The organism is Cupriavidus sp. OTU4054 (assembly GCF_038440175.1).
Lineage (GTDB): Bacteria > Pseudomonadota > Gammaproteobacteria > Burkholderiales > Burkholderiaceae > Cupriavidus > Cupriavidus pauculus_D.
Window position 1 is genome coordinate 38,306 of sequence record NZ_JASATF010000003.1, and the last position, 20,530, is coordinate 58,835.

19 protein-coding genes are annotated in these 20,530 nt (G+C 67.6%); 11 read left to right on the plus strand and 8 right to left on the minus strand.

From position 1 onward, the window contains the following. Positions 1–58: 58 nt before the first annotated feature. Positions 59–712, minus strand: coding sequence for a peroxiredoxin (locus AAHB16_RS05030; RefSeq protein WP_150376668.1), 654 nt, complete (start codon positions 710–712; stop codon positions 59–61). 84 nt (positions 713–796) lie between these two features. Then, positions 797–1,762 (minus strand): aliphatic sulfonate ABC transporter substrate-binding protein, encoded by a 966-nt coding sequence (locus AAHB16_RS05035; RefSeq protein WP_150376670.1) that lies wholly within the window; start codon positions 1,760–1,762, stop codon positions 797–799. 212 nt (positions 1,763–1,974) lie between these two features. Here AAHB16_RS05035 and AAHB16_RS05040 point away from each other — a divergent pair, with 212 nt between their 5' ends. The 5 genes from AAHB16_RS05040 to AAHB16_RS05060 all read left to right on the plus strand — a co-directional run bounded on the left by AAHB16_RS05040 (position 1,975) and on the right by AAHB16_RS05060 (position 6,489). Continuing rightward, on the plus strand, positions 1,975–2,853 hold the full coding sequence (locus AAHB16_RS05040) for a TauD/TfdA dioxygenase family protein (RefSeq protein ID WP_342050278.1): 879 nt from the start codon (positions 1,975–1,977) through the stop codon (positions 2,851–2,853). A 27-nt stretch (positions 2,854–2,880) separates the two neighbouring features. Beyond that, positions 2,881–3,900, plus strand: coding sequence for an ABC transporter substrate-binding protein (locus AAHB16_RS05045; protein WP_342050279.1), 1,020 nt, complete (start codon positions 2,881–2,883; stop codon positions 3,898–3,900). A gap of 2 nt (positions 3,901–3,902) precedes the next feature. Beyond that, entirely contained in the window at positions 3,903–4,763 is an 861-nt protein-coding gene (locus AAHB16_RS05050) for an ABC transporter ATP-binding protein (protein ID WP_150376676.1), read from the plus strand. A gap of 2 nt (positions 4,764–4,765) precedes the next feature. Further along, complete coding sequence (locus AAHB16_RS05055; RefSeq protein ID WP_150376678.1) at positions 4,766–5,635, plus strand: ABC transporter permease; 870 nt, start codon at positions 4,766–4,768, stop codon at positions 5,633–5,635. An 83-nt stretch (positions 5,636–5,718) separates the two neighbouring features. Further along, positions 5,719–6,489 carry a class I SAM-dependent methyltransferase gene (locus AAHB16_RS05060; RefSeq protein ID WP_342050280.1) on the plus strand — a complete coding sequence of 257 codons (771 nt, stop codon included), beginning with the start codon at positions 5,719–5,721 and terminating at the stop codon, positions 6,487–6,489. On the opposite strand, the gene AAHB16_RS05065 is transcribed toward AAHB16_RS05060, so the two are convergent. Further along, positions 6,450–7,688 carry an MFS transporter gene (locus AAHB16_RS05065; RefSeq protein WP_150376682.1) on the minus strand — a complete coding sequence of 413 codons (1,239 nt, stop codon included), beginning with the start codon at positions 7,686–7,688 and terminating at the stop codon, positions 6,450–6,452. The genes AAHB16_RS05060 and AAHB16_RS05065 overlap by 40 nt on opposite strands. 262 nt (positions 7,689–7,950) lie before the next feature. Here AAHB16_RS05065 and AAHB16_RS05070 point away from each other — a divergent pair, with 262 nt between their 5' ends. The 5 genes from AAHB16_RS05070 (at position 7,951) to AAHB16_RS05090 (ending at position 13,195) form a co-directional block, all read left to right on the plus strand. Continuing rightward, positions 7,951–8,721 carry an IclR family transcriptional regulator gene (locus tag AAHB16_RS05070; RefSeq protein WP_150376684.1) on the plus strand — a complete coding sequence of 257 codons (771 nt, stop codon included), beginning with the start codon at positions 7,951–7,953 and terminating at the stop codon, positions 8,719–8,721. A 162-nt stretch (positions 8,722–8,883) separates the two neighbouring features. Beyond that, positions 8,884–10,203, plus strand: coding sequence for a GGDEF domain-containing protein (locus AAHB16_RS05075; RefSeq protein ID WP_342050281.1), 1,320 nt, complete (start codon positions 8,884–8,886; stop codon positions 10,201–10,203). A gap of 160 nt (positions 10,204–10,363) precedes the next feature. Continuing rightward, entirely contained in the window at positions 10,364–11,359 is a 996-nt protein-coding gene (locus AAHB16_RS05080) for a Bug family tripartite tricarboxylate transporter substrate binding protein (protein ID WP_223851630.1), read from the plus strand. A gap of 12 nt (positions 11,360–11,371) precedes the next feature. Beyond that, entirely contained in the window at positions 11,372–12,382 is a 1,011-nt protein-coding gene (locus AAHB16_RS05085) for an ornithine cyclodeaminase family protein (protein WP_150376688.1), read from the plus strand. A gap of 21 nt (positions 12,383–12,403) precedes the next feature. Further along, entirely contained in the window at positions 12,404–13,195 is a 792-nt protein-coding gene (locus tag AAHB16_RS05090) for a phosphate/phosphite/phosphonate ABC transporter substrate-binding protein (RefSeq protein WP_342050282.1), read from the plus strand. Between the two features lies 1 nt (position 13,196). On the opposite strand, the gene AAHB16_RS05095 is transcribed toward AAHB16_RS05090, so the two are convergent. From AAHB16_RS05095 to AAHB16_RS05105, 3 genes are read right to left on the minus strand one after another with little or no spacing between them, the layout of a single operon-like run. Then, complete coding sequence (locus tag AAHB16_RS05095) at positions 13,197–14,042, minus strand: citryl-CoA lyase (RefSeq protein ID WP_150376692.1); 846 nt, start codon at positions 14,040–14,042, stop codon at positions 13,197–13,199. Then, complete coding sequence (locus AAHB16_RS05100; RefSeq protein ID WP_150376694.1) at positions 14,039–15,238, minus strand: CaiB/BaiF CoA transferase family protein; 1,200 nt, start codon at positions 15,236–15,238, stop codon at positions 14,039–14,041. The genes AAHB16_RS05095 and AAHB16_RS05100 overlap by 4 nt, the downstream gene beginning before the upstream one ends. Before the next feature lie 12 nt (positions 15,239–15,250). After that, entirely contained in the window at positions 15,251–16,249 is a 999-nt protein-coding gene (locus tag AAHB16_RS05105) for a Bug family tripartite tricarboxylate transporter substrate binding protein (protein WP_411859859.1), read from the minus strand. Positions 16,250–16,427: 178 nt separating this feature from the next. Here AAHB16_RS05105 and AAHB16_RS05110 point away from each other — a divergent pair, with 178 nt between their 5' ends. Then, the gene (locus AAHB16_RS05110; protein WP_342050283.1) at positions 16,428–17,681 is read left to right on the plus strand and encodes an Hsp70 family protein; all 1,254 of its coding nucleotides are present in this window, start codon (positions 16,428–16,430) and stop codon (positions 17,679–17,681) included. Positions 17,682–17,714: 33 nt separating this feature from the next. On the opposite strand, the gene AAHB16_RS05115 is transcribed toward AAHB16_RS05110, so the two are convergent. Next, positions 17,715–18,407 carry a phosphorylase gene (locus tag AAHB16_RS05115; RefSeq protein WP_342050284.1) on the minus strand — a complete coding sequence of 231 codons (693 nt, stop codon included), beginning with the start codon at positions 18,405–18,407 and terminating at the stop codon, positions 17,715–17,717. A gap of 3 nt (positions 18,408–18,410) precedes the next feature. After that, positions 18,411–20,423: a squalene--hopene cyclase gene (gene shc, locus AAHB16_RS05120; RefSeq protein WP_150376700.1), complete on the minus strand. Its 2,013-nt coding sequence runs from the start codon at positions 20,421–20,423 to the stop codon at positions 18,411–18,413. Positions 20,424–20,530 lie beyond the last annotated feature (107 nt).

Below are 20,530 nucleotides of genomic sequence, written 5' to 3' on the forward strand. Positions count from 1 at the left end.
GGATATCCACCAAGTCTGTGGATAGAATCGCGCGGTGCCGAGACGATTGCGGCGCCGTTCAGCGCGGCTGGGCCACGGTGCGCAGGTACGGCTTGAGCGTCTTGAAGCCCTGTGGATACTTCTTCTTCGCGTCGTCGTCGGAGACGGAAGTCGGGATGATCACGTCGTCGCCCGGCTTCCAGTTGACGGGTGTCGCGACCGTGTGCTTCGCGTTCAGCTGCAGCGAGTCGAGCAGCCGCAATACCTCATCGAAGTTACGCCCCGCGCTCATCGGATAGACGAGCATCGCCTTGACCTTCTTGTCGGGGCCGATCATGAACACCGAGCGGATGGTCGCGTTGTCCACCGCCGTACGCGGACCGCCACCGGCCTCCGGATGGATCATGTCGTAGAGCTTGGCGATATGCAGGTCCGCATCGCCGATCATCGGATAGTTGACCTTGCTGCCCTGCGTCTCCTCGATGTCCTTGACCCAGCGATTGTGATCATCGACGGGATCGATCGAGAGACCGATGATCTTCGTGTTGCGCTTGTCGAACTCTGGCTTGAGCCGGGCCATGTAGCCGAGCTCGGTCGTGCAGACCGGTGTGAAATCCTTCGGATGCGAGAACAGGATCGCCCAGCCGTCACCGATCCACTCGTGGAACTGGATCTTGCCTTCGGTCGTATCCGCGGTGAAGTCCGGTGCCGTCTCGCCTAATCGAATTGCCATGGTGGGTCTCCTTGTCCGTTCGGGATGGCGCTCGCAGGGGCGAGGCGCCATCCAGTATAGGAACTGGCAAGGAAAAAGTTACTGTCAGGCCGGCTTCCACACCGGCGACTGCGCCACGGCGACCTTGCGCGGCAGGATCGACTGCGCGGCGAAGGCATCGGCAATGCGCTGTTGCTCGGTGAGCGACGCGGCATCCACGGTCTGTACCTGATAAGTCCGGCGCGCGTTCGCGGCCTCGACCGTCGCGGCGTCCAGGCCGAGCAGCGGCGCGTTCCATGCCGCGGCCGGTCCGGGATTCTGCTTGATCCAGGTACCGGCACTGCGCAGTTCCTCGTAGACCTTCGCCAGCACGTCCGGCCGGCGTTTCGCATACGGCGTGGCCGCCAGATAGAAGCGCCGGTAGCTCGCGAGTCCGGTGCCGTCGCGCAGCACGCGCGCGTTGGCCTGTCGCTGCACCGCGGCAAGGAACGGATCCCAGATGACCCACGCGGCCACGGCGCCGCGCTCGAATGCCGCGCGTGCGTCCGCCGGTGTGAGGTACGCGGGCTCGATATCGCGCAGCGAGAGCTTTGCCTCGGCCAGCGCCTCGAGCAGCAGATAATGCGCGCCCGCGCCCTTGGCGAACGCCACGCGTTGCCCCTTGAGTTGCGCGATGGATCGAATCTCGGAGTCCTGCTTCACGACCACGGCCTGCGCGGTCGGCGACGGCGTCTCGATCGCGTAATACGTGAGGCTGGCCCCGGCCGCTAGCGCGAACGGCGGCACGGCATCGGCCACATCGGCGGTGAGGTCGAGGTTGCCGACGTTGAGCGACTCGAGCAGCGGCAGGCCCGATGTGAACTCGTGCCATTGCACGCGGACGTTCAGCGGCGCGAGCGCTTTCTCGAGCGTCTCGCGCGACTTCAGCCAGATCATCAGCGTCGAGGATTTCTGGTAGCCGATCCGCAGCGTTTCCTGTTCGCCCGCGGCGAACGATCGGTTGGCGACCGACAGTGTCGGCAGGGCAAGGCCGGCCGCGAGCAGCGCGCGCCGATGGGCGTTGATGGTCATGATGGGGAGTCAGGGGTAGGCAAGCGCACAGGCTATTGCCTGGCCTCGGCGCGCGGAACGAACGAAACCGCATTTGCATATGCATATATGCATATGCCAGTTCGACGATCCATATGCGATTGGCGCATATGCCCCGGCGATTTGATTCGTTGTCCGCGCGCACCGCGGTGTCTACAGTGGGTCCCTCTGCTTTCCCCCGAGCAAAAGACACCATGACCTCTGCCGTTGCCCCCGTTCTCCAGGATTTCGAAATCCGCCCGCTCGATGCCGCGCTTGGCGCCGAAGTGATCGGGCTCGATCTGTCGCAACCGATCGCGGAAGAAGACTTCCGGCGCATCCATCGCGCGCATCTCGATCATCACGTCGTGGTGTTCCGCGACCAGCGCATCACGCCGGCGGAGCAGATCGCGTTCAGCCGCCGTTTTGGCGCGCTCGAGATCCACGTGCTGCACCAGTTCCAGCTCGCGGGGCATCCCGAGATCCTGATCGTGTCGAACGTGCGCGAGAACGGCAAGCCGATCGGTCTTGGCGACGCGGGTCACTTCTGGCACTCCGATCTTTCGTACAAGGAGAAGCCGAGCCTCGGCTCGCTGCTGCACGCGCGGGAATTGCCGCGCGAGGGCGGCGATACGCTGTTCGCCAACATGCACGCCGCATGGGACGCGCTGCCCGCCGACCTGCAGCGCAAGGTGGAGGGCCTGAAAGCCGAGCACACCTACCTGGCCAAATACAAGGAACTGCAACGCCGCAGCCCGTGGCGCCCGGACCTGTCGCCGGAGCAGATCGCGCAGGTCAAGCCCGCGCTGCAGCCCGTGGTGCGCACGCATCCGGAGACGGGCCGCAAGGCGCTGTTCGTGAGCGAGCATTTCACGACGAAGATCGTCGGCCTGCCGGAGGACGAGAGCCGCGCGCTGCTCGACGAACTGTTCGCGCACAGCGTGAAGCCCGAGTTTGTCTACCGCCATCAATGGCGCGAGCATGACCTCGTGTTCTGGGACAACCGCTCGCTCATGCATCTGGCCGCGGGCACGCCCGATACCGAGCGTCGCGTGATGTACCGCACCACGATCGAGGGCGATCTGCCTTTCTGAATTCCTTTCCCTACCGGAGCCATCTGAATGTCCCTGTTCACCTCCCGCTGGCCGCGCCGCGCGGCCGTGTCGATGCTCGTCGCGGGTCTCGCGCTGACCGCCAATGCGCACGCTGAAGGCCGCATCCGTATCGCCGAGCAGTTCGGCGTGGTCTATCTGCTGCTGAACGTTGCGCGCGACCAGCAGTTGATCGAGAAGCACGGCAAGCAGCAGGGCGTGGACGTCAAGGTCGAATGGACGCAGCTCTCCGGTGGCTCCGCGGTCAACGACGCGCTGCTGTCGGGTTCGATCGATATCGCCGGCGCTGGCGTGGGCCCGCTGCTCACGCTGTGGGACCGCACGCATGGCCGGCAGAACGTCAAGGGCGTGGCCTCGCTCGGCAACTTTCCCTACTACCTCGTCAGCAACAACCCGAAGGTGAAGTCGATTGCCGACTTCACGGAGAAGGACCGTATCGCGCTGCCGGCCGTGGGCGTGTCGGTGCAGTCGCGCGTGCTGCAGTACGCGGCCGCCAGGCAATGGGGCGACAAGGAATTCAACCGCCTGGACAAGTGGACCGTCGCGGTGCCCCATCCGGACGCCGCGGCCGCGATCATCGCGGGCGGGACCGAGATCACGGGCCACTTCGGCAACCCGCCGTTCCAGGAGCAGGAACTGGCCGGCAATCCGAACGCGCGCATCGTGCTCAACTCGTATGACGTGCTCGGCGGCCCGAGTTCGGCCACCGTGCTCTATGCCACCGAGAAATTCCGCAACGACAATCCGAAGACCTACCGTGCGTTCGTCGATGCGCTGGCGGAAGCCGCGGACTTCGCCACGAAGCAGCCGGAAGCGGCCGCCGATCTCTATATTCGCGTGAACAAGGCGAAGATCGATCGCGCGCTGCTGGTCAAGATTCTCAAGAACCCGCTGGTCCAGTTCAAGGTCACGCCGCAGAACACGTTCCCGCTGGCCGAGTTCATGCACCGCGTGGGCGCCATCAAGAACGCGCCGAAGTCGTGGCAGGACTATTTCTTCCCGGACCCGGCCACCGCACAGGGGAGCTGAACATGGCAACGCACGAACATCAGCGCGCCGACCTGCGTGTCGTCGGGGGCGGCCTGCCCCTGCTGCAGGTCGATAACGTCTCGCTCGAATACCGTACGCCCGATCGCGTGGTACGCGCCACGCACCGTGTGAGTTTCGACGTGCACGCCGCCGATCGCTTCGTGCTGCTGGGGCCGTCGGGCTGCGGCAAGTCGACGCTGCTCAAGGCCGTGGCCGGCTTCGTGCCGCCGGCCGAGGGCGAGATCCGCCTCGATGGCCAGCGCGTGCGCGCGCCCGGCCCCGATCGCATCGTCGTGTTCCAGGAGTTCGACCAGTTGCCGCCGTGGAAGACCGTGCGGCAGAACGTCATGTTCCCGCTGCAGCGCGCACGGGGCCTGTCGCGCGCGGAGGCCGACGAGTGCGCGATGCACTTCCTCGACAAGGTCGGCCTGGCGGGGTTTGCCGATGCCTATCCGCATACGCTGTCGGGCGGCATGAAACAGCGCGTGGCAATCGCCCGCGCGCTGGCCATGCGACCCAAGGTGTTGCTGATGGACGAGCCGTTCGCCGCGCTCGACGCGCTGACGCGCCGCCGCATGCAGGAGGAACTGCTCGCGCTCTGGGAAGACGCGGCATTCACGCTGCTGTTCGTCACGCACTCGATCGAAGAAGCGCTCGTCGTGGGTAGCCGCATCCTGCTGCTGTCTCCGCATCCGGGCCGTGTGCGCGCGGAACTCAACAGCCACCAGTTTTCGCTGGCGAGCCAGGGCAGCGCCGATTTCCAGTCCGCGGCGCAGCGCATCCACCGGATGCTGTTCGAGGAACCCGAACACGCCACGCATGCCGGGGGCTCGCATCCCCAGCGCGCTCAACACACGTACTGACCATGTCCGACACGCTGACCATCCGTCCCGAATACGAGCGCCGGCTCGAACCCTTCACGGCCGCACCCGTGGAACGGCCGTTGCCGTGGCATAGCCGCGTGCTGCGGCAAGGCTGGCTGCGCAAGCTGCTGATCCTGATCGTGCTGGCGATCGTGTGGGAGGTCATCGCGCGCGTGCAGGACAACGACCTGCTGCTGCCGACGTTCGGTGCCACCGCGCGCGCGTTCGTCGATGGCATCGCCAACGGCGAGCTGCCGGGCAAGGCCGCGGTATCGCTGTCTGTCCTGCTGCAGGGTTACCTTGCCGGCATCGTGCTCGCGTTCGTGCTGACCACGCTCGCGGTCTCGACGCGTATCGGCCGCGATCTGCTGGACACGCTCACGGCGATGTTCAACCCGCTGCCGGCCATTGCGCTGCTGCCGCTCGCGCTGCTGTGGTTCGGCCTCGGCAAGGGCAGCCTGATCTTCGTGCTGATCCATTCGGTGCTGTGGCCGCTCGCGCTCAATACTTATGCGGGCTTCCGCGGCGTGCCCGAGACGCTGCGCATGGCGGGCCGCAACTACGGTCTGCGCGGGCTGCGTTACGTGGTGCTGATCCTCGTGCCGGCCGCACTGCCGGCCATCCTGTCCGGGCTCAAGATCGGCTGGGCGTTCGCATGGCGCACGCTGATCGCGGCGGAGCTCGTGTTCGGCGCGTCGTCGGGCAAGGGCGGCCTGGGCTGGTACATCTTCCAGAACCGCAACGAACTCTATACCGACCGCGTATTCGCGGGCCTCGCCACCGTCATCCTGATCGGGCTCGCGGTCGAAGGCATCGTGTTTGCCTCGCTGGAGCGCCTGACCGTGCGGCGCTGGGGCATGCAGAACGGCTGAGACGCGCTTCGCGTCTTGTCCCTGCAACGGGAGCGGAGTATGGTACGTGGCGGTTTGCCCAATAACGATTCACGACAATTCCCATGACCGCCATCCACCACGCCGCCGCGCAGGGTTTTTCGAGTCAAGCCGACACCTATGCCCGCGGGCGCCCCGACTATCCCAAGGAAATCGCCGAATGGCTGCGTGACACCGTAGGCCTCGCCGCCGGCCGCACCGTGGTCGACCTCGGTGCCGGCACCGGCAAGTTCACGCGGCTGCTCCAGCCGACCGGTGCGACCATCATTGCCGTGGAGCCCGTGGCGCAGATGCGCGACCAGCTCTCCGGCGCATTGCCCGGCGTGCAGGCCGTGGCGGGCACCGCGGAGTCCATGCCGCTGCCCGATGCGAGCGTCGATGCGGTGGTCTGCGCGCAGGCGTTCCACTGGTTTGCCAACACGGCCGCGATGCGCGAGATCCGCCGCGTGCTGCGTCCCGGCGGCCGGCTCGGCCTCGTCTGGAACGTGCGCGACGAATCGGTGGACTGGGTGGCCCGGCTCACGGACATCATGAAGCCGTTCGAGGGCGATGCGCCGCGCTTTCATCGCGGCGACTGGCGCAAGGTGTTCCCGGCGGATGGCTTCGGCCCGCTCGCGCTGACGAGCCTGCCGTATTCGCATACGGGCGCGCCGGAGCAGGTGATCGTGGACCGCGTGATGTCGGTGAGCTTTATCGCGTCGCTGCAGCCCGCGCAACAGGATGCCGTGCGCGCGCAGCTGCACGACGTGATCGCGCACCACCCGGCCCTCGCGGGCCAGGACATCGTGTCGTTCCCTTACCGCACCGAGGCGTACTGCTGCGAGCGCTCGTCCTGACCGTAGCGCACCGCGATCACGCGGCTCATCACGAGCGCGGCGATCGCGCATAGCGACGCGCACAGGTACACCGGCGCATAGCCGGCATGCTTCACCACGAGGCCGGCCAGCGGGCCGGTCAGGCCCAGCGCGAAATCGAGAAACAGCGAATAGGCGCCGAGCGCGGAGCCGCGGTTGGTCTGCGGCACGCGCTTGACGGCTTCCATCCCGAGCGACGGGAACACGAGCGAGAAGCCGAAGCCCGTGACCGCGGCGCCCGCGAGCGCCTGCCAGGGCGACTGGGCGAGCCACAGCATGGCCAGGCCGGCCGCTTCCACCGCGAACGACGCGATGGCCACGGTATAGCCGCCGAAGCGGTTGATACTGTCGGCGAGCAGCAGGCGCGAGAGGATAAAGCAGGTGCCGAGCGACGTCAGCGCGAAGGCCGCGTGATCCCAGCCGCGGCTGCCGTAATACAGCGTGATGAAGGCGGTGATCGATCCGAAGCCGACCGAGCCCAGCGCGAGGCAGAACCCGAACGGCGTCATCGCGCGGAACACGCGGCGGAACGGCAGGCGTTCGCCCTTGACGATCGCGGACGGCGACTTGCGGCGCGCAAGCAGCAGCGCGATCGCGGTAATCAGCACGGTCACGGCACCGATCGACGCGAGGCCGCCGAAGTCCGCGAGGACCACGCCGAGCGGGGCGCCCGCGGCGAGGGCGCCGTAGGTCGTCATGCCATTCCAGGAAATGACCTTGCCCGTGTGGCGCGAGCCCGCGCTGCCGATGCCCCAGGCGATCGTGCCCGTGGTGACGAGGCTCTCGCCGGCGCCGAGCACGAGGCGCGCGGCAAACAGCACCGTGAGGCCCAGCCATGCGGTGCCGCCGCACAGCGCCGCCGCCAGCGTCAGCGCGCCGCTGGCCACGCACAGGGCCAGGCCCGTCAGCACCGAGCGCTTCGGCCCCTGCACGTCGCAGAGCGTGCCGGCCCAGGGGCGCGACAGCAGCGTGGCCAGATACTGGATGCTGATCGACAGGCCGGCGACGACGGCGCTGTAGCCGAGGTGGTCGTGCACGAAGCCGGGAATCACGGCCAGCGGCAGGCCGACCGCGAGGTACGCTACGAAATTGAATGCTACGACGCTGAGGATGCGGCGCAACACACGGTCATCGCCGGGATAGTCGTGCGCGGCGTCCAGTGAAGGAGAGGGGGCGGTCATCGGGGAAAGAGGGGCGCTACGGCGGGAGGGCGCTGCGGCAGGGCCTGCTGACAGTTGAACTAGGGAAAACCCGTAAAGCAGTAATCATACCGGGAATGGTCGATGGCTGCCCTTGCGACGCATGACGCACATGCCGTGCCAGCGGCCGCTTGCGATTGACAAGGCACACACCGTTCTATACGGTGGTCAAACGTTCCAACATGCCGCGCAAGCCGCTTCCGGCGTGCGCCTCCGGTGAAGCCGGTACTGACATCCAACGCCAATGCCACGTAAAGCCGCCCAACTCTCCGAAGCCGACAAGCATGCCGCGGAAGGGGGCGCTGTCGCCGTGGACCGGGCGCTGTTCGTCCTGTCGGTGTTTCGCGAGGGCGACAGTGCGCTTGGCCTGGCCGAGCTGGCGGTGCGCAGCGGGCTGTACAAGAGCACGCTGTTGCGGCTGCTGGCCTCGCTGGAACACGCGCGGCTGGTGCAGCGGCTGCCCGACGGCCGCTATGGGCTCGGGCCCGAAGTGGCGCGGCTCAATGCCGTGTATGCGGCGTCGTTCTCGCTCGAGGCCGTGGTCGTGCCGGCGCTGCGGCAGCTCGTGCAGGTGACGCGGGAGTCCGCGGCGTTCCATATCGAGCAGGGGGAGCATCGGCTCTGCCTGTACCGCGTGGATTCCCCGCAGCCCGTGCGCGACCATATCCGTGCGGGCGATGTGCTGCCGCGTAACCGTGGCGCGGGCGGGCGCGTGTTGCGGGCGTTTGCGGGCGCGCGCGGAGAGATCTACCAGCGGATCCGCGACGAAGGCGTGATCGCGCTGGTCGGCGACCGCAGTCCCGATATCGCCGGGGTATCGTCACCGGTCTTCGGCCCGGCGGGCGACCTGCGCGGGGCCTTGACGCTGACGTGCCCCACGCCACGCTTCTCCGTGACCTTCCGCGACCAGGTCCTCGATGCCGCGCGGCAGCTGACGAAGGCGCTGGGCGGCACCTTTCCGGACTTTGCGCCGGCGACCGAGACGCCGCTGACCGAAGGTTCGTCCAAGGACTGACGGTTTTCTCTTCCCGTCGAGAGGGTCTCCCCGCGTCCGATCGGGGGCGATGGCCAATCCATCCGTTGCTTGCATGCGAATGCACCCCTTGTCGGGGGTGCCTGCCCTAAGACTGCGCCGTTATGATTCGCGTTTTCGCGCGCCGTCTGATCGAGGAAACCCGTGCAACTGGCCCAGCAGACGATCGTCGTCGTCATGATGGTGGTGTTCTCCAGCACGCTGCTGATGTCGGCAGGGCTGGTCGTCGCCCTGCGCGCCAGCGAAGCGGGACGCCAATGGGCGCTCGGCCATGTGGTCGCGTCCGCCGCCGGGCTGCTCGTGGTGGCATGCACGGCGGGCTACGACCTGCTGCACCCCGGTTATCCGCAACACGGGATCGCGCCGCCCGGCGCCCTCCAGCTGAGCGCCCTGGGCGCCGGCTGCTACATCCTCGGCCGCCTGACGATCTACCGCGGCGTGCGCACGTTCTACGGCTTGCCGCCGCATACCGTCCCCCTGCGCCTGTTCGGCCTCGTCGTGGTGACGCTGCTGGTCATCGCCACGGGCCTGTCCGACGCCCGGCTGCTCGTCCACGCGCTGGCCTATGGTGTCCTCGCCATGGTCTCGTTCAGCACCATCGTGATCATGCTCCGCAGCGATCGCGGCCGCACGGGCATTGGCGGCCCCGTCGTCATGGTCTCGCACCTGGTGCTGCTGGCCGGTCAGGTCGTGGCGCTGACCTCGTTCGCCTCCCCCATTTCGGGCGATGGCGCCGCCGTGACGCCGTTCTTCATGCAGCCATCGGGCATGGCCTGGCCGCTGCTGTCGATGATCGCCGCCATGATGGCCGTTCTGCTCGGCCTGTTCGGCTTCTGCATGATGGCCACCGAGCAGATCATCGCCCTCAACGAAAACGGCGCCCGCGTCGATGCGCTGACGGGCCTGCTCAACCGTGGCGCCCTCGACCAGTCGGCAGCCAGCCTGATTGCACGCTGGCAGCGGGATGGCGAGGCGTTGTCCTGCCTCGTGATCGACGTCGATCACTTCAAGCAGGTCAACGATATGTTCGGCCACGATGCGGGTGACGGCATCCTGCGCGAAATCGCCGCCGCGCTCGACCATTCGCGCCGCGCCTCCGATATCGCCGCGCGCTACGGCGGCGAGGAGTTCTGCATCCTGTGCCCGCACACGGACGAACTGCAGGCCACGGCGCTGGCCAACCGCATTCTGCGCAAGGTGCGCGCGATCCCGCTGCCGGGCCGCGAGCGCTACGCAAGCGTCAGTATCGGCGTGGCCCAGCTCCGTGCCGCGACCGGCGCGCGCGACGTGATCTGGCGCGGACTCTTCGCGGAAGCGGACCGCGCGCTCTATAGCGCCAAGGAGCGTGGCCGCGACCAGTTCGTGATCGCCTCCCGTGTGATGGACGAAGTGCCGGTAACGTCATCCGATACCGACACCATGCTGCCGCTCCGCGAGCCCGACCCCCTCCCCATCTCGGTGTAGTCCGCACCACGGCACGTCACGCGGGCGCCGCTGACGCGCCATTCCGGTGCCATTTCGGCCTTATGCGAAAAACGCTTTTCGATTTGCGAAAACCTGTCTATACAGTGTTAGACAAGCTGCTTAACATTCGGGCCACAACGCTTACACGGGGAGCTTTAGCGTGAATCGATTTGCATACAAGTTGGCGGCATGGCTGATGCTGCCTGGGACCATGCTGGCCGGAATGTCCGGCGCCAGCGCGCAGGGGGACAACGCCGCCTATCCGTCGAAACCGGTCCGCATCGTCGTGCCGTTTGCGGCGGGCGGCGTGGCGGATGCCCTGCCGCGCCTCGTGGGGCAGAAGCTGTCGGAGCAGTGGGGCAAGTCGATCGTCGTCGATAACAAGCCCGGCGCGGCCGGCAACATCGGCATGGAGATGGTCGCGCGCGCCGCGCCGGACGGCTACACGCTGGGCCTCGCGCCCGCCGGCAACCTGACCGTCAATCCGATCCTGTTCCCGAAACTGGGCTTCGAGGTGCGTGACCTCGTGCCCGTGACGATGCTCGCTTCCTCGCCGAACGTGCTCGTGGTCAATCCGGCCGTGCATGCGCGCACGCTCAAGGACCTCGTGGGCTATGCGAAGGCGCATCCGGGCGAGCTCAATTTCGCATCGCCCGGCAACGGCAGCGGCGCGCATCTGGCCGGCGAACTGCTGAACCTCGAAGCGGGCATCAAGACCGTGCACGTGCCGTACAACGGCATGGCCACCGCGCTCAACGACGTACTTGGCGGACAGGTGCAGATGATGTTCGGCGGCATTTCGACCGTGCTGCAGCATATCCGCACGGGCAAGCTCGTGCCGATCGCCATCGCCGGTCCGCGCCGCCTGCCGCAGCTGCCCAACGTGCCGACGGTGGCGGAGTCCGGCTACCCGGGCTTCGATGTCACCTCGTGGTACGGGCTCGTCGCGCCGAAGGGCACGCCCGACGCGATCGTGCGCAAATGGCAGACCGACGTGGCCGCCGTGCTGCGCCAGCCCGACGTGCGCGAGAAACTCGACGGCCTGGGCCTCGAGCCCGTGGGCAGCACGCCGCAGGCCTTCGGCACGCAGATCTCGAGCGAGACGCTCAAATGGCGCGCGATCGTGCATCGCGCCAATATTCCGCCCCTGCAGTAAGGAGACCCCCAAGTGGAAGAGAAGCAGATTCACCTGACCTACCTCAACGGTCCGGACGTGGCCAAGCTGGCGCTGACCGATGCCGAGATCCTCGCCGCCGTGGAATCCGCGCTGGCCGCGCAGGGCCGCCGCGAGACCGTCATCGAGCCTCGCGTGCACCTCGTGCCCGAGTCGTCCGACAAGGGCCACTTCAACGTGCTGCGCGGCTATATCCGCCCGCTGCACGTGGCCGGCGTGAAGGTGGTGTCGGACTATGTGGACAACTACAAGCAGGGGCTGCCGTCGGAGATGGCTATCCTCAACCTGTTCGATCCCGACAACGGCGTGCCGCTCGCGATGATCGACGCCACGGCGATTACCGATATGCGCACCGGCGCGGTGACCGCGCTCGGCGCCCGCCATCTGGCGCGCAAGAACAGCAAGGTGCTTGCGCATATCGGCGCGCGCGGTACGTCCTACTGGAACGTCCGGCTGCTCGACTCGATCTTCGATTTCGACGAGATTCGCGTGCACTCGCGCCGCCCGGAGAGCCGGGACGCGTTCGCGGCGCGGCTCACGCGCGACCTCGGCAAGCCGGTGATCGTGACCACGGACTGGGAATCGTGCGTGCGCGGCGCCGATATCGTCGTGGAGGCCTCGCGCCTGCCCGCGCCGACGCCGATGCTGCTGACCGAATGGATCAAGCCCGGTGCGCTCGTCATTCCGTACGGCACCATGAGCGCGGTGGAACTGTCGCTGACGGACATCATGAGCAAGATGGTCGTCGATGACTGGGGTCAGTGCCGCAAGGGCCTGCCGTTCGGCGCGCTGCGCCAGCATGTGGACAGCGGACGCCTCAACGAGGAGAACCTGCATGCGGAACTCGGTCAGATCGTCGCCGGCATGAAGCCCGGCCGCGAGCGCGACGACGAGACGATCCTGTTCTGGCATCGCGGCCTGTCGACGACCGATATCGCGCTGGGCCATGCGATGCTGACCAAGGCGCGCGCGCTCGGCATCGGCCAGTCGCTGCGCTTCGCCTGACGACGACAGCGAGGACCCGGCATGGCCAGCGGCATTGCATCGTTCCGCATGTACAACGCCACGCCCGCGGTCGCGGTCGCGTGGCAGGCGCTGTTCGTGCAGGTATTCGAGGACCTGCGCTGGCCCGTGGAGGTCATTCCGCATGCATGGCCCGCGCCGCTGACCGATCTCTGGCAGCGGCGGGACCTCGTGTGCGGATTCATGTGCGGGTTGCCGTTCGTGCGGGGGGCGGCGCCCGTGGTGCCGCTCGTCGCACCCGTGCTGCGCGGGCACGCGCGTTATCGCTCGGAATTTCTCGTGCGCGCGGAATCGGGCTGGCACACGCTTGACGATACGTTCGGCCATCGGTTCGGCTGGATGGCCGAGCACTCGCAGTCGGGCTACCAGGCAGCCCGGCGCGCGCTGGCCCCCTTCGCGCGCGAGCGGGGACCGCTGTTCGGTGCCTCGATCGGCCCGCTCGACACGCCGGCACGCACGCTCGATGCGCTGCGCCAGCGGCAGATCGACGTGACCGCGCTGGACGGCTTCTACCTCGACCTGCTGCGCCGCCATGACCCGGCGGCGCTGGCGGGCATCCAGACCGTCGGCGCCACGCCATGGACGCCGAACCCGCTGCTGGTGGCCGCGGAAAGCCTGCCGGCGGAAGACCGGCGGTTGCTCGTCGACAAGCTGGTTTCGCTCGGCGCGCCCGGCGAGGATCCCCGGTATCGCGCCTTGCTCGACGATGTCTGCATCGATCGCTTCGTGGAACCCGATCTGCCAGCCTACGACGTGCTGCTGACGCCGATCGACGGCTATCCGGAGATCCGGTAGCTCAGACTTCCACGTCGCGCTGCGGCTTGCCGTCGTACGTCCACAGAAACTGGCGCGGAATCGGTCCCTTGTTGCGGCCGCCCTGCTGGGTTTGCTCCCACGCATGGGACAGGATGCCGACCGAACGCGACAGGCAGAACAGTCCGCGCGCGAGCGGCGCCGGAAAGCCGAGCTCGGCATAGATCACCGCGGTGGCGCCATCGATATTCATCGGAATGGGCTTGCTGCGTCCGGCACCGAGCGCGGCTTCCACCGCGCGCGCGATCTTCGCGTAACGCCCGGACACCACGCCATCGGCCGCGGCCGCATCCACGAGTTCGAGCAGGCGCGGCGCGCGCGGGTCGAGCGGGTGGAAACGATGGCCGAAGCCCGACACGAACTTGCCGTGCAGATCGCGATAGTGCTGCAGCGCTGCCGCAACCGCGTCCTCCTGCGGTGCGCCATCGTCGATGCGCCGCGCGATGTCCTGGTACAGCTCCACCGCCTGCTCGCCCGCACCGCCGTGCACGTCGCCGAGCACGTTCACCGCCGAAGCCATCGCATTGTTGAGGCCCACGCCGCAGGTCGCCGCCATGCGCGCGATGGCGATGCTCGGGGCCTGCGGGCCATGATCGACGGCCGCCATCAGCGCGGCGTCCAGCAGTTCGCCCTCGCGGCGCGCGGGCAGTTCGCCGCGCAGCATCAGCCAGATCATCTGCGCGAACGACACGCGTCCGATCAGTTGCTCGATGGGATAGCCGCGATAGCGGATCTCGCCGGGACGCATGTCGATGATCTCGGTGCGCCACCAGTCCTGCGATGCCTGCTGGCCGGCGTCCATGGCCGGCTTGTCGTGTTCTGTCGTCATACCGCGCGTGCCTCCTTGAGCGATGCGATGTCCGTGGCGTCGTAGCCGAGCTGCGCGAGAATCTCGTCCGTATGCTCGCCCAGCTGCGGCGGGGGCGTGTCGACCGACGGCGCCTCGTGGTTGACCTTGAATCCCGTGCGCACGAGCCGGATGTCGCGGCCCACGCCGGGCACGTCGGCAAAGTGCCCGATCATGCCGCGATCGCGCACCTGCGGATGGGCGAGCGTGTCGGGCACGTCCATCACGGGTCCCGCGGGCACGCCCGCGTCGTTGAGCAACTGCCACCATTCGGTGGCGGACCTGGCCGCCAGTTCCGCCTCGAGCGCCTGCTTGAGCGCGCCACGATTGGTCAGGCGCGCCTGACGCTCGGCGAAACGCGGATCGGCGGCGAGGTCCGGGCGTCCGATCACGCGGCACACGGCCTCGAACTGCTCCTGCTTGTTGGCCGCGATATTGAGCAGGCCATTGCCCGTATGGAACGTGCCCGACGGGCTCGCGGTCATGTTCTCGTTGCCCATCGGCGACGGGTTCTTGCCCGCGATCAGATGGTTCGACACGACCCAGCCCATCGTTGCGAGCGTGGCCTCGAGCATCGATACGTCGAGGAAGTAGCCCTCGGTGCGTTCATGATCGGCCAGCGACGCGGCGATCGAGAACGCGGCCGTGATGCCGCCGATGGTGTCCGACACCGGATATCCCACGCGATAGGGCGCGGTATCCGCATCGCCGGTGATGCTCATCACGCCGGACATGCCCTGGATGATCTGGTCGTACGCGGGCAGATCGGACAGTGGACCGTCCTGGCCGAAGCCCGAGATCGCGCAATAGATCAGGCGCGGATTCTCCTTGCGCAGTGCCTCGTAGCCGAGCCCGAGGCGCGTCATCACGCCCGGCCGGAAATTCTCGACCACGACGTCCGCGCTGCGTACGAGCTTGCGGAAGACTTCCTTGCCCTGCGCGTGCTTGAAGTTGACCGTGATCGAACGCTTGCCCGGGTTCTGCGCGAGGAACGACACGCCCATCAGGCGCTTGTTCAGTTCGGCATCGGCGCCGAGCTGGCGCGCGAGGTCGCCCGTGCCCGGCGTTTCCACCTTGATGACCTCCGCACCCATGTGCGCGAGCTGGTGGCAGCAGAACGGCCCGGCCAGCACGTTGGTCAGGTCCAGCACGCGGATATTGCGTAGCGGCTTCTGCATCGAAAACCCTCCTTACTCCACGCGAGCGCCGGATTCGCGCACGATGGCGCCCCAGCGGGTGTTCTCGCTCTTGATGAATGCGGCCAGCTCCTGCGCGGTGCCGCCGCGCGGCTCGCTGCCTTCCTCGCGCATGCGCGCGATGGTGTCCGGCTGCTTGAGCGCCTTGTTGACTTCGTCGTTGAGTCGCGCCACCACGTCGGCGGGCGTACCGGCCGGCGCGACCAGCGCCTTCCAGTCTTCCGCGGCAAAGCCGGCATAGCCCTGCTCGGCCACGGTCGGCACGTTCGGCAGCAGCGCCAGGCGCTTGGGCGAGGTCACCGCCAGCGCGCGCAGGCGACCGGCCTTGAGCATCGGCAGCGCGATGGGCGGCGTGGCGAAGTAGAAATCGGTCTGGCCGCCCATGAGGTCGGTCAGCGCGGGGGAGGCGCCCTTGTACGGGACGTGGAGCGCCTTGAAGCCCGCGCGGCGCTGGAACATCTCGCCAGTCAGATGGCCGACCGTGCCGGTGCCGGCCGATGCCATCGACGTCTGCTTCGCCTTGGCCGCGGTCACGAATTCGGCCAGCGTCTTGTACGGGGCGTCCTGTTTCACGATCAGCACGACGGGCTGCGCGGACACGAGCACCACGGGCGTGAAGTCCTTGATCGGGTCGAACGGCAGCTTGGGATACAGCGTGGGGTTGATCGCGAGGTTCGCGGTCTGGCCCATGCCGATCGTGTAGCCATCCGGCTTGGCCTTGGCCACGGCATCCAGACCGATATTGCCGCCCGCGCCCGCGCGGTTCTCCACCACCACGGTCCAGTGCGCGGCCGGGCCGACCTTGTCGAACACCAGGCGCGACAGCACGTCGGTGCCGCCCGCGGGCGGGAACGGCACGACCAGCCGGATCGGCTGCGTCGGATAGCCCGCGGCGATGGCCGAGGCGATCGGGGTCAGCAGGCTCGGAACGGCAAGGGTGGCGGCGATGGCGGTGAGCCGGCGCATGGCGGCGCGGCGCGGGGCGGAATGCATGGAATAGTCTCCGGAACTTTGTTTTCGTTATTCTGTAAGATAGAACAACGATCTTAAAGAAAGAACAAGCGCAGAATAGAAGCGACGGTAGTCCGTGTCAAGCGGCGCGCGCTACCCACGTACCGCCATCCGCGTCCACTACAATGGCGCCCCAAACCACCCCATTCGGCATTCCGTCATGTCTCACGCCTGCGGCCTCGACTTCGGCACCTCCAACTCCACGATGGGCTGGTTGCGCCCCGGTCAGCCGGTATTGCTGCCGCTCGAGGACGGCAAGTCCACGCTGCCTTCGGTGATCTTCTTTCACGCCGAGGATCCTCTCGTCGCCTACGGCCGCGCGGCACTGTCGGACTATCTCGCCGGCTACGAAGGGCGGCTCATGCGCTCGCTCAAGAGCCTGCTCGGCACATCGATGATGGACGACAGCACCGAGGTCATGGGCCGCGCGATGCCGTTCCGCGACCTGCTCGCGCACTTCATCGGCGAACTCAAGCGCCGTGGCGAGGCCGCCGCGGGCACGACGTTCACCCAGGCCGTGCTGGGCCGGCCCGTGTACTTCATCGACGAGGATCCCGTCGCGGACAAGCTGGCCGAGGACACGCTCGCGGACATCGCGCGCAAGGCGGGTTTCAAGGACATCGCGTTCCAGTACGAGCCGATTGCCGCCGCATTCGACTACGAGGCGGGCATCTCGCATGAAGAACTCGTGCTGGTCGCCGATATCGGGGGCGGTACGTCCGACTTCTCGCTCGTGCGGCTGTCGCCGGAGCGCGCGAAACGGCTCGACCGCCATGAGGACATCCTCGCCAACGGCGGCGTGCATATCGGCGGAACCGACTTCGACCGCGCGCTGAGCCTGGCCAGTGCCATGCCGCTGCTCGGGCTCGGCAGCACGCTGCGCAATGGCAAGGAAATGCCGTCGAGCCAGTACTTCGACCTCGCGAGCTGGCACACGATCAATCTGGTCTACACGCGCAAGGCGTGGTCGGTGGTGATGGACAACTATCGCGACGCGGCCGATACCGAGAAGCTCGACCGCCTGATCCGGCTGATCAAGGAGCGCGCGGGCCACTGGCTGGCGATCCAGGTGGAGGCGGCAAAGATCGCGCTGTCGGACACCGAGGAGGCGAGTGTGGATCTGGGCCGCATCGCGCCGGACCTCGTGCTGTCGATCACGCGCGACGACTTCGACCAGTCGATCCACAAGCTCGTGACGAAGACGGAGACCGCCGTGCGCAATATGCTGGCCGACGCCGGCGTGGGCGGCGACAAGGTGGACACCATCCTGTTCACGGGCGGCTCCAGCAGCGTGCCGATGCTGCGCGAGCGGCTGTCGCATCTGCTGCCGCATGCGCGGCGCGTGGAGGGAGATCTGTTCGGTGGCATCGGCTCGGGTCTGGCCCGCGATGCCATGCGGAAGTTCGGCGGTTGATACCGGCGACCGATCGTCGCCGAGGCTGGACGACTAGCGCTGGCCCGGGTGCGGGGCCGCGCCCAGTGCCATGCCCGCCATGGCGCGGGCACGCGCCAGCGCCGCTTTCGCGGCCGCCGCGTCGCGGCCCAGCCGCATCAGCCCGCCAAGCTCCCACGGCGCCCTGAGCAGGCCCAGCAGGATGGCCCCGATATCGGTGCTGCCATCGGCTGCCATACCGGCCACGGCCAGCGGCGGCACCGGACGTTCGGCTGGATCGATCACGATGCGCAGCGCCGCGAACGGCAGCCCGCAATCGCGTGCCGCGCGCGCGGCGATATGCGATTCCATATCCACGGCCAGTGCGCCGCGCGTGCGATGCAGCGCGGCCTTGTCGGCCACCGTGGTCACCGCGGCATCCATGCCCGCGATCGGCCCCGACACCGAGTGTGGCAGCGCGGCGCGCAGCGCGTCATGCCATGCGGCGTCGCAGGGGAGCAATGTGTCCCCATCCTGTACCGATGCGGCGACGATCACGGCGCCGGGCTGCAACCGTGGTGCGAGCCCGCCCGCCACGCCGATGCTGATCACGCCGCGATGGGTGCCCGGTCGCCGTGCCAGCAATTCGGCCAGCTTTTCCTCGAGCCGACGGTCGCGAAACCCATGCAGCGTCGTGACACCCGGCCCCTCGGCGATGCGGGACTCGAACGTCATCCCGCTCACCGCGAGCACCGTGGCGTCCGTCATCTGTCACATGCCCCAGGTGAGGGCACCGTTGCCTTCGCGCTGCAGGTTGCGGAAACGCGCGATCGCCCACAGCGGGAAGAAACGTGCGTAGCCGTGATAGCGCAGATAGAACACGCGGGGGAAGCCGACCGCCGTGAAGCGTGCCTCGTCCCACAGGCCGTGCGAGGCCTGCGTACGCAGCAGATAATCGACGCCGCGCGCCACGGCTGGATGATGGCCCTTGCCCGCGGCCATCAGGCCGAGCAGTGCCCAGGCCGTTTGCGACGCGACGCTCTGCGCGTGCTCGTGGCCCTTGTATTCGAGCTTGTAGCTGTCGCCGTCCTCGCCCCAGCCGCCGTCATCGTTCTGGATGCCGATGAGCCAGCTGGCCGCGCGCTGGACCTCGGGCGCATCCGCGCCCATGCCTGCCGCGTTCAGCGCGCACAGCGCGCTCCACGTGCCATAGATATAGTTGGTGCCCCAGCGGCCGTACCAGCTGCCGTTGGCTTCCTGCTCGTCGAGCAGATAGCGCAGCGCGCGCGCCGAAGGTTCGCTCGTGGCGGGCATCTCGCCGATCTGGCACAGCAGCGCCAGACAGCGTGCCGAGACGTCGGCCGTGGGCGGGTCGAGCAACGCGCCATGGTCCGCGAACGGAATGTTGTTCAGATACAGATGGGTGTTCTCGGGCTCGAACGCGCCCCAGCCACCGTTGCTGCTCTGCATGCCGACCATCCATTCGCGCGCGCGCGCCACCGCCTCGTCGTAACGGTGCGTGCCTTCTTCCTTGTCGGCGCGATGCATCGCCAGGCCGACCACCGCGGTATCGTCCACGTCGGGGTAATGCGCGTTGCGGTACTGGAACGCCCAGCCACCCGGACGCACATTGGGCCGGCGCACGGCCCAGTCACCGATCAGGTCGAGCTCCTGCAGGGGGACGAGCCAGTCGAGGCCGCGCGCGGCGGCCGCGATCGCGCGCGGTTCGCGCGCTTCCAGCAGCGCGTGGGCCGCGAGCGAGGTATCCCATACCGGCGACAGGCACGGCTGGCAGTAGGCTTCGTCGGCGTCCTCGTCGATGACGAGCAGCTTGTCGATCGACTTGCGCGCGATCGCGCGGTTCGGATCGTCGGCCGGCACACCGAGCACGTCGAACATCATCACCGAGTTGGCCATGGCCGGGAAGATCGCGCCCAGGCCGTCCTCGCCATTCAGGCGTTCCACGGTGAATGCGCGCGCGCGTTCGATCGCGCGCTGGCGTGCGCTGCGAGGGAACAGCGGTTCGGCCGCGCGCACCACGACGTCCAGCGCGGTGAACACGCTGTGCCAGAAACGGCTCTGATGCGGCGCCTTGCCCGGCAGGCCCAGCGTGCGCGCGGGCTTGAGGAACAGTTCGTCGATGCCGATCTTGCGCGGGTTGCGCGCGCGGGGGCGCAGGCTGTTCAGCACCAGCAGCGGCACGATCACCGTGCGCGCCCAGTACGAAACCTTCGACAGATGGAACGGAAACCACTCCGGCAGCAGCATGATCTCCACCGGCATCATCGGCACCGCGCGCCACGGCATGACGCCGAACAGCGCGAGCATCGTGCGCGTGAAGACGTTGCTGGCCTCGGCGCCGCCCATCGCATGGATGGCCTTGCGCGCCCGCACCATATGCTCGGCCTGCGGGTCCTCGCCGATCATCTTGAGCGCGAAGTACGCCTTGACGGAGGCACTCACGTCCGCGGCGCCTTCATGGAACAGCGGCCAGCCGCCATCGGCATTCTGGATGCGGCGCAGGTATCGGCCGATGCGGCGCTCGAGTTCGAGGTTCGGCGTCTCGCCGAGGTAATGCACCATCAGCACATACTCGGCCGGGATCGTCGCGTCGGCTTCCAGCTGGTAGACCCAGTGACCGTCGGCCTGTTGCTGGTCCAGCAGCGCGTCTACGGCGCTGGCAATGCCGGCGTCGAGCGGATCCGGCAGCGCGGCGCGGACGGAGACGTCCGGGCGCGGCGGCGACTCGGTAATGGGGCGGGGTGACAATGCAGCCTGATTCATCAATTCGGGGCGGTACTTGCGATGGATGGGCAGCGACGCTTTTCAGCCGATCTCATCTGTATCGTTTTATCTGTGTGTCGGGTTGACAGCGGGGTTGACGGCGGATC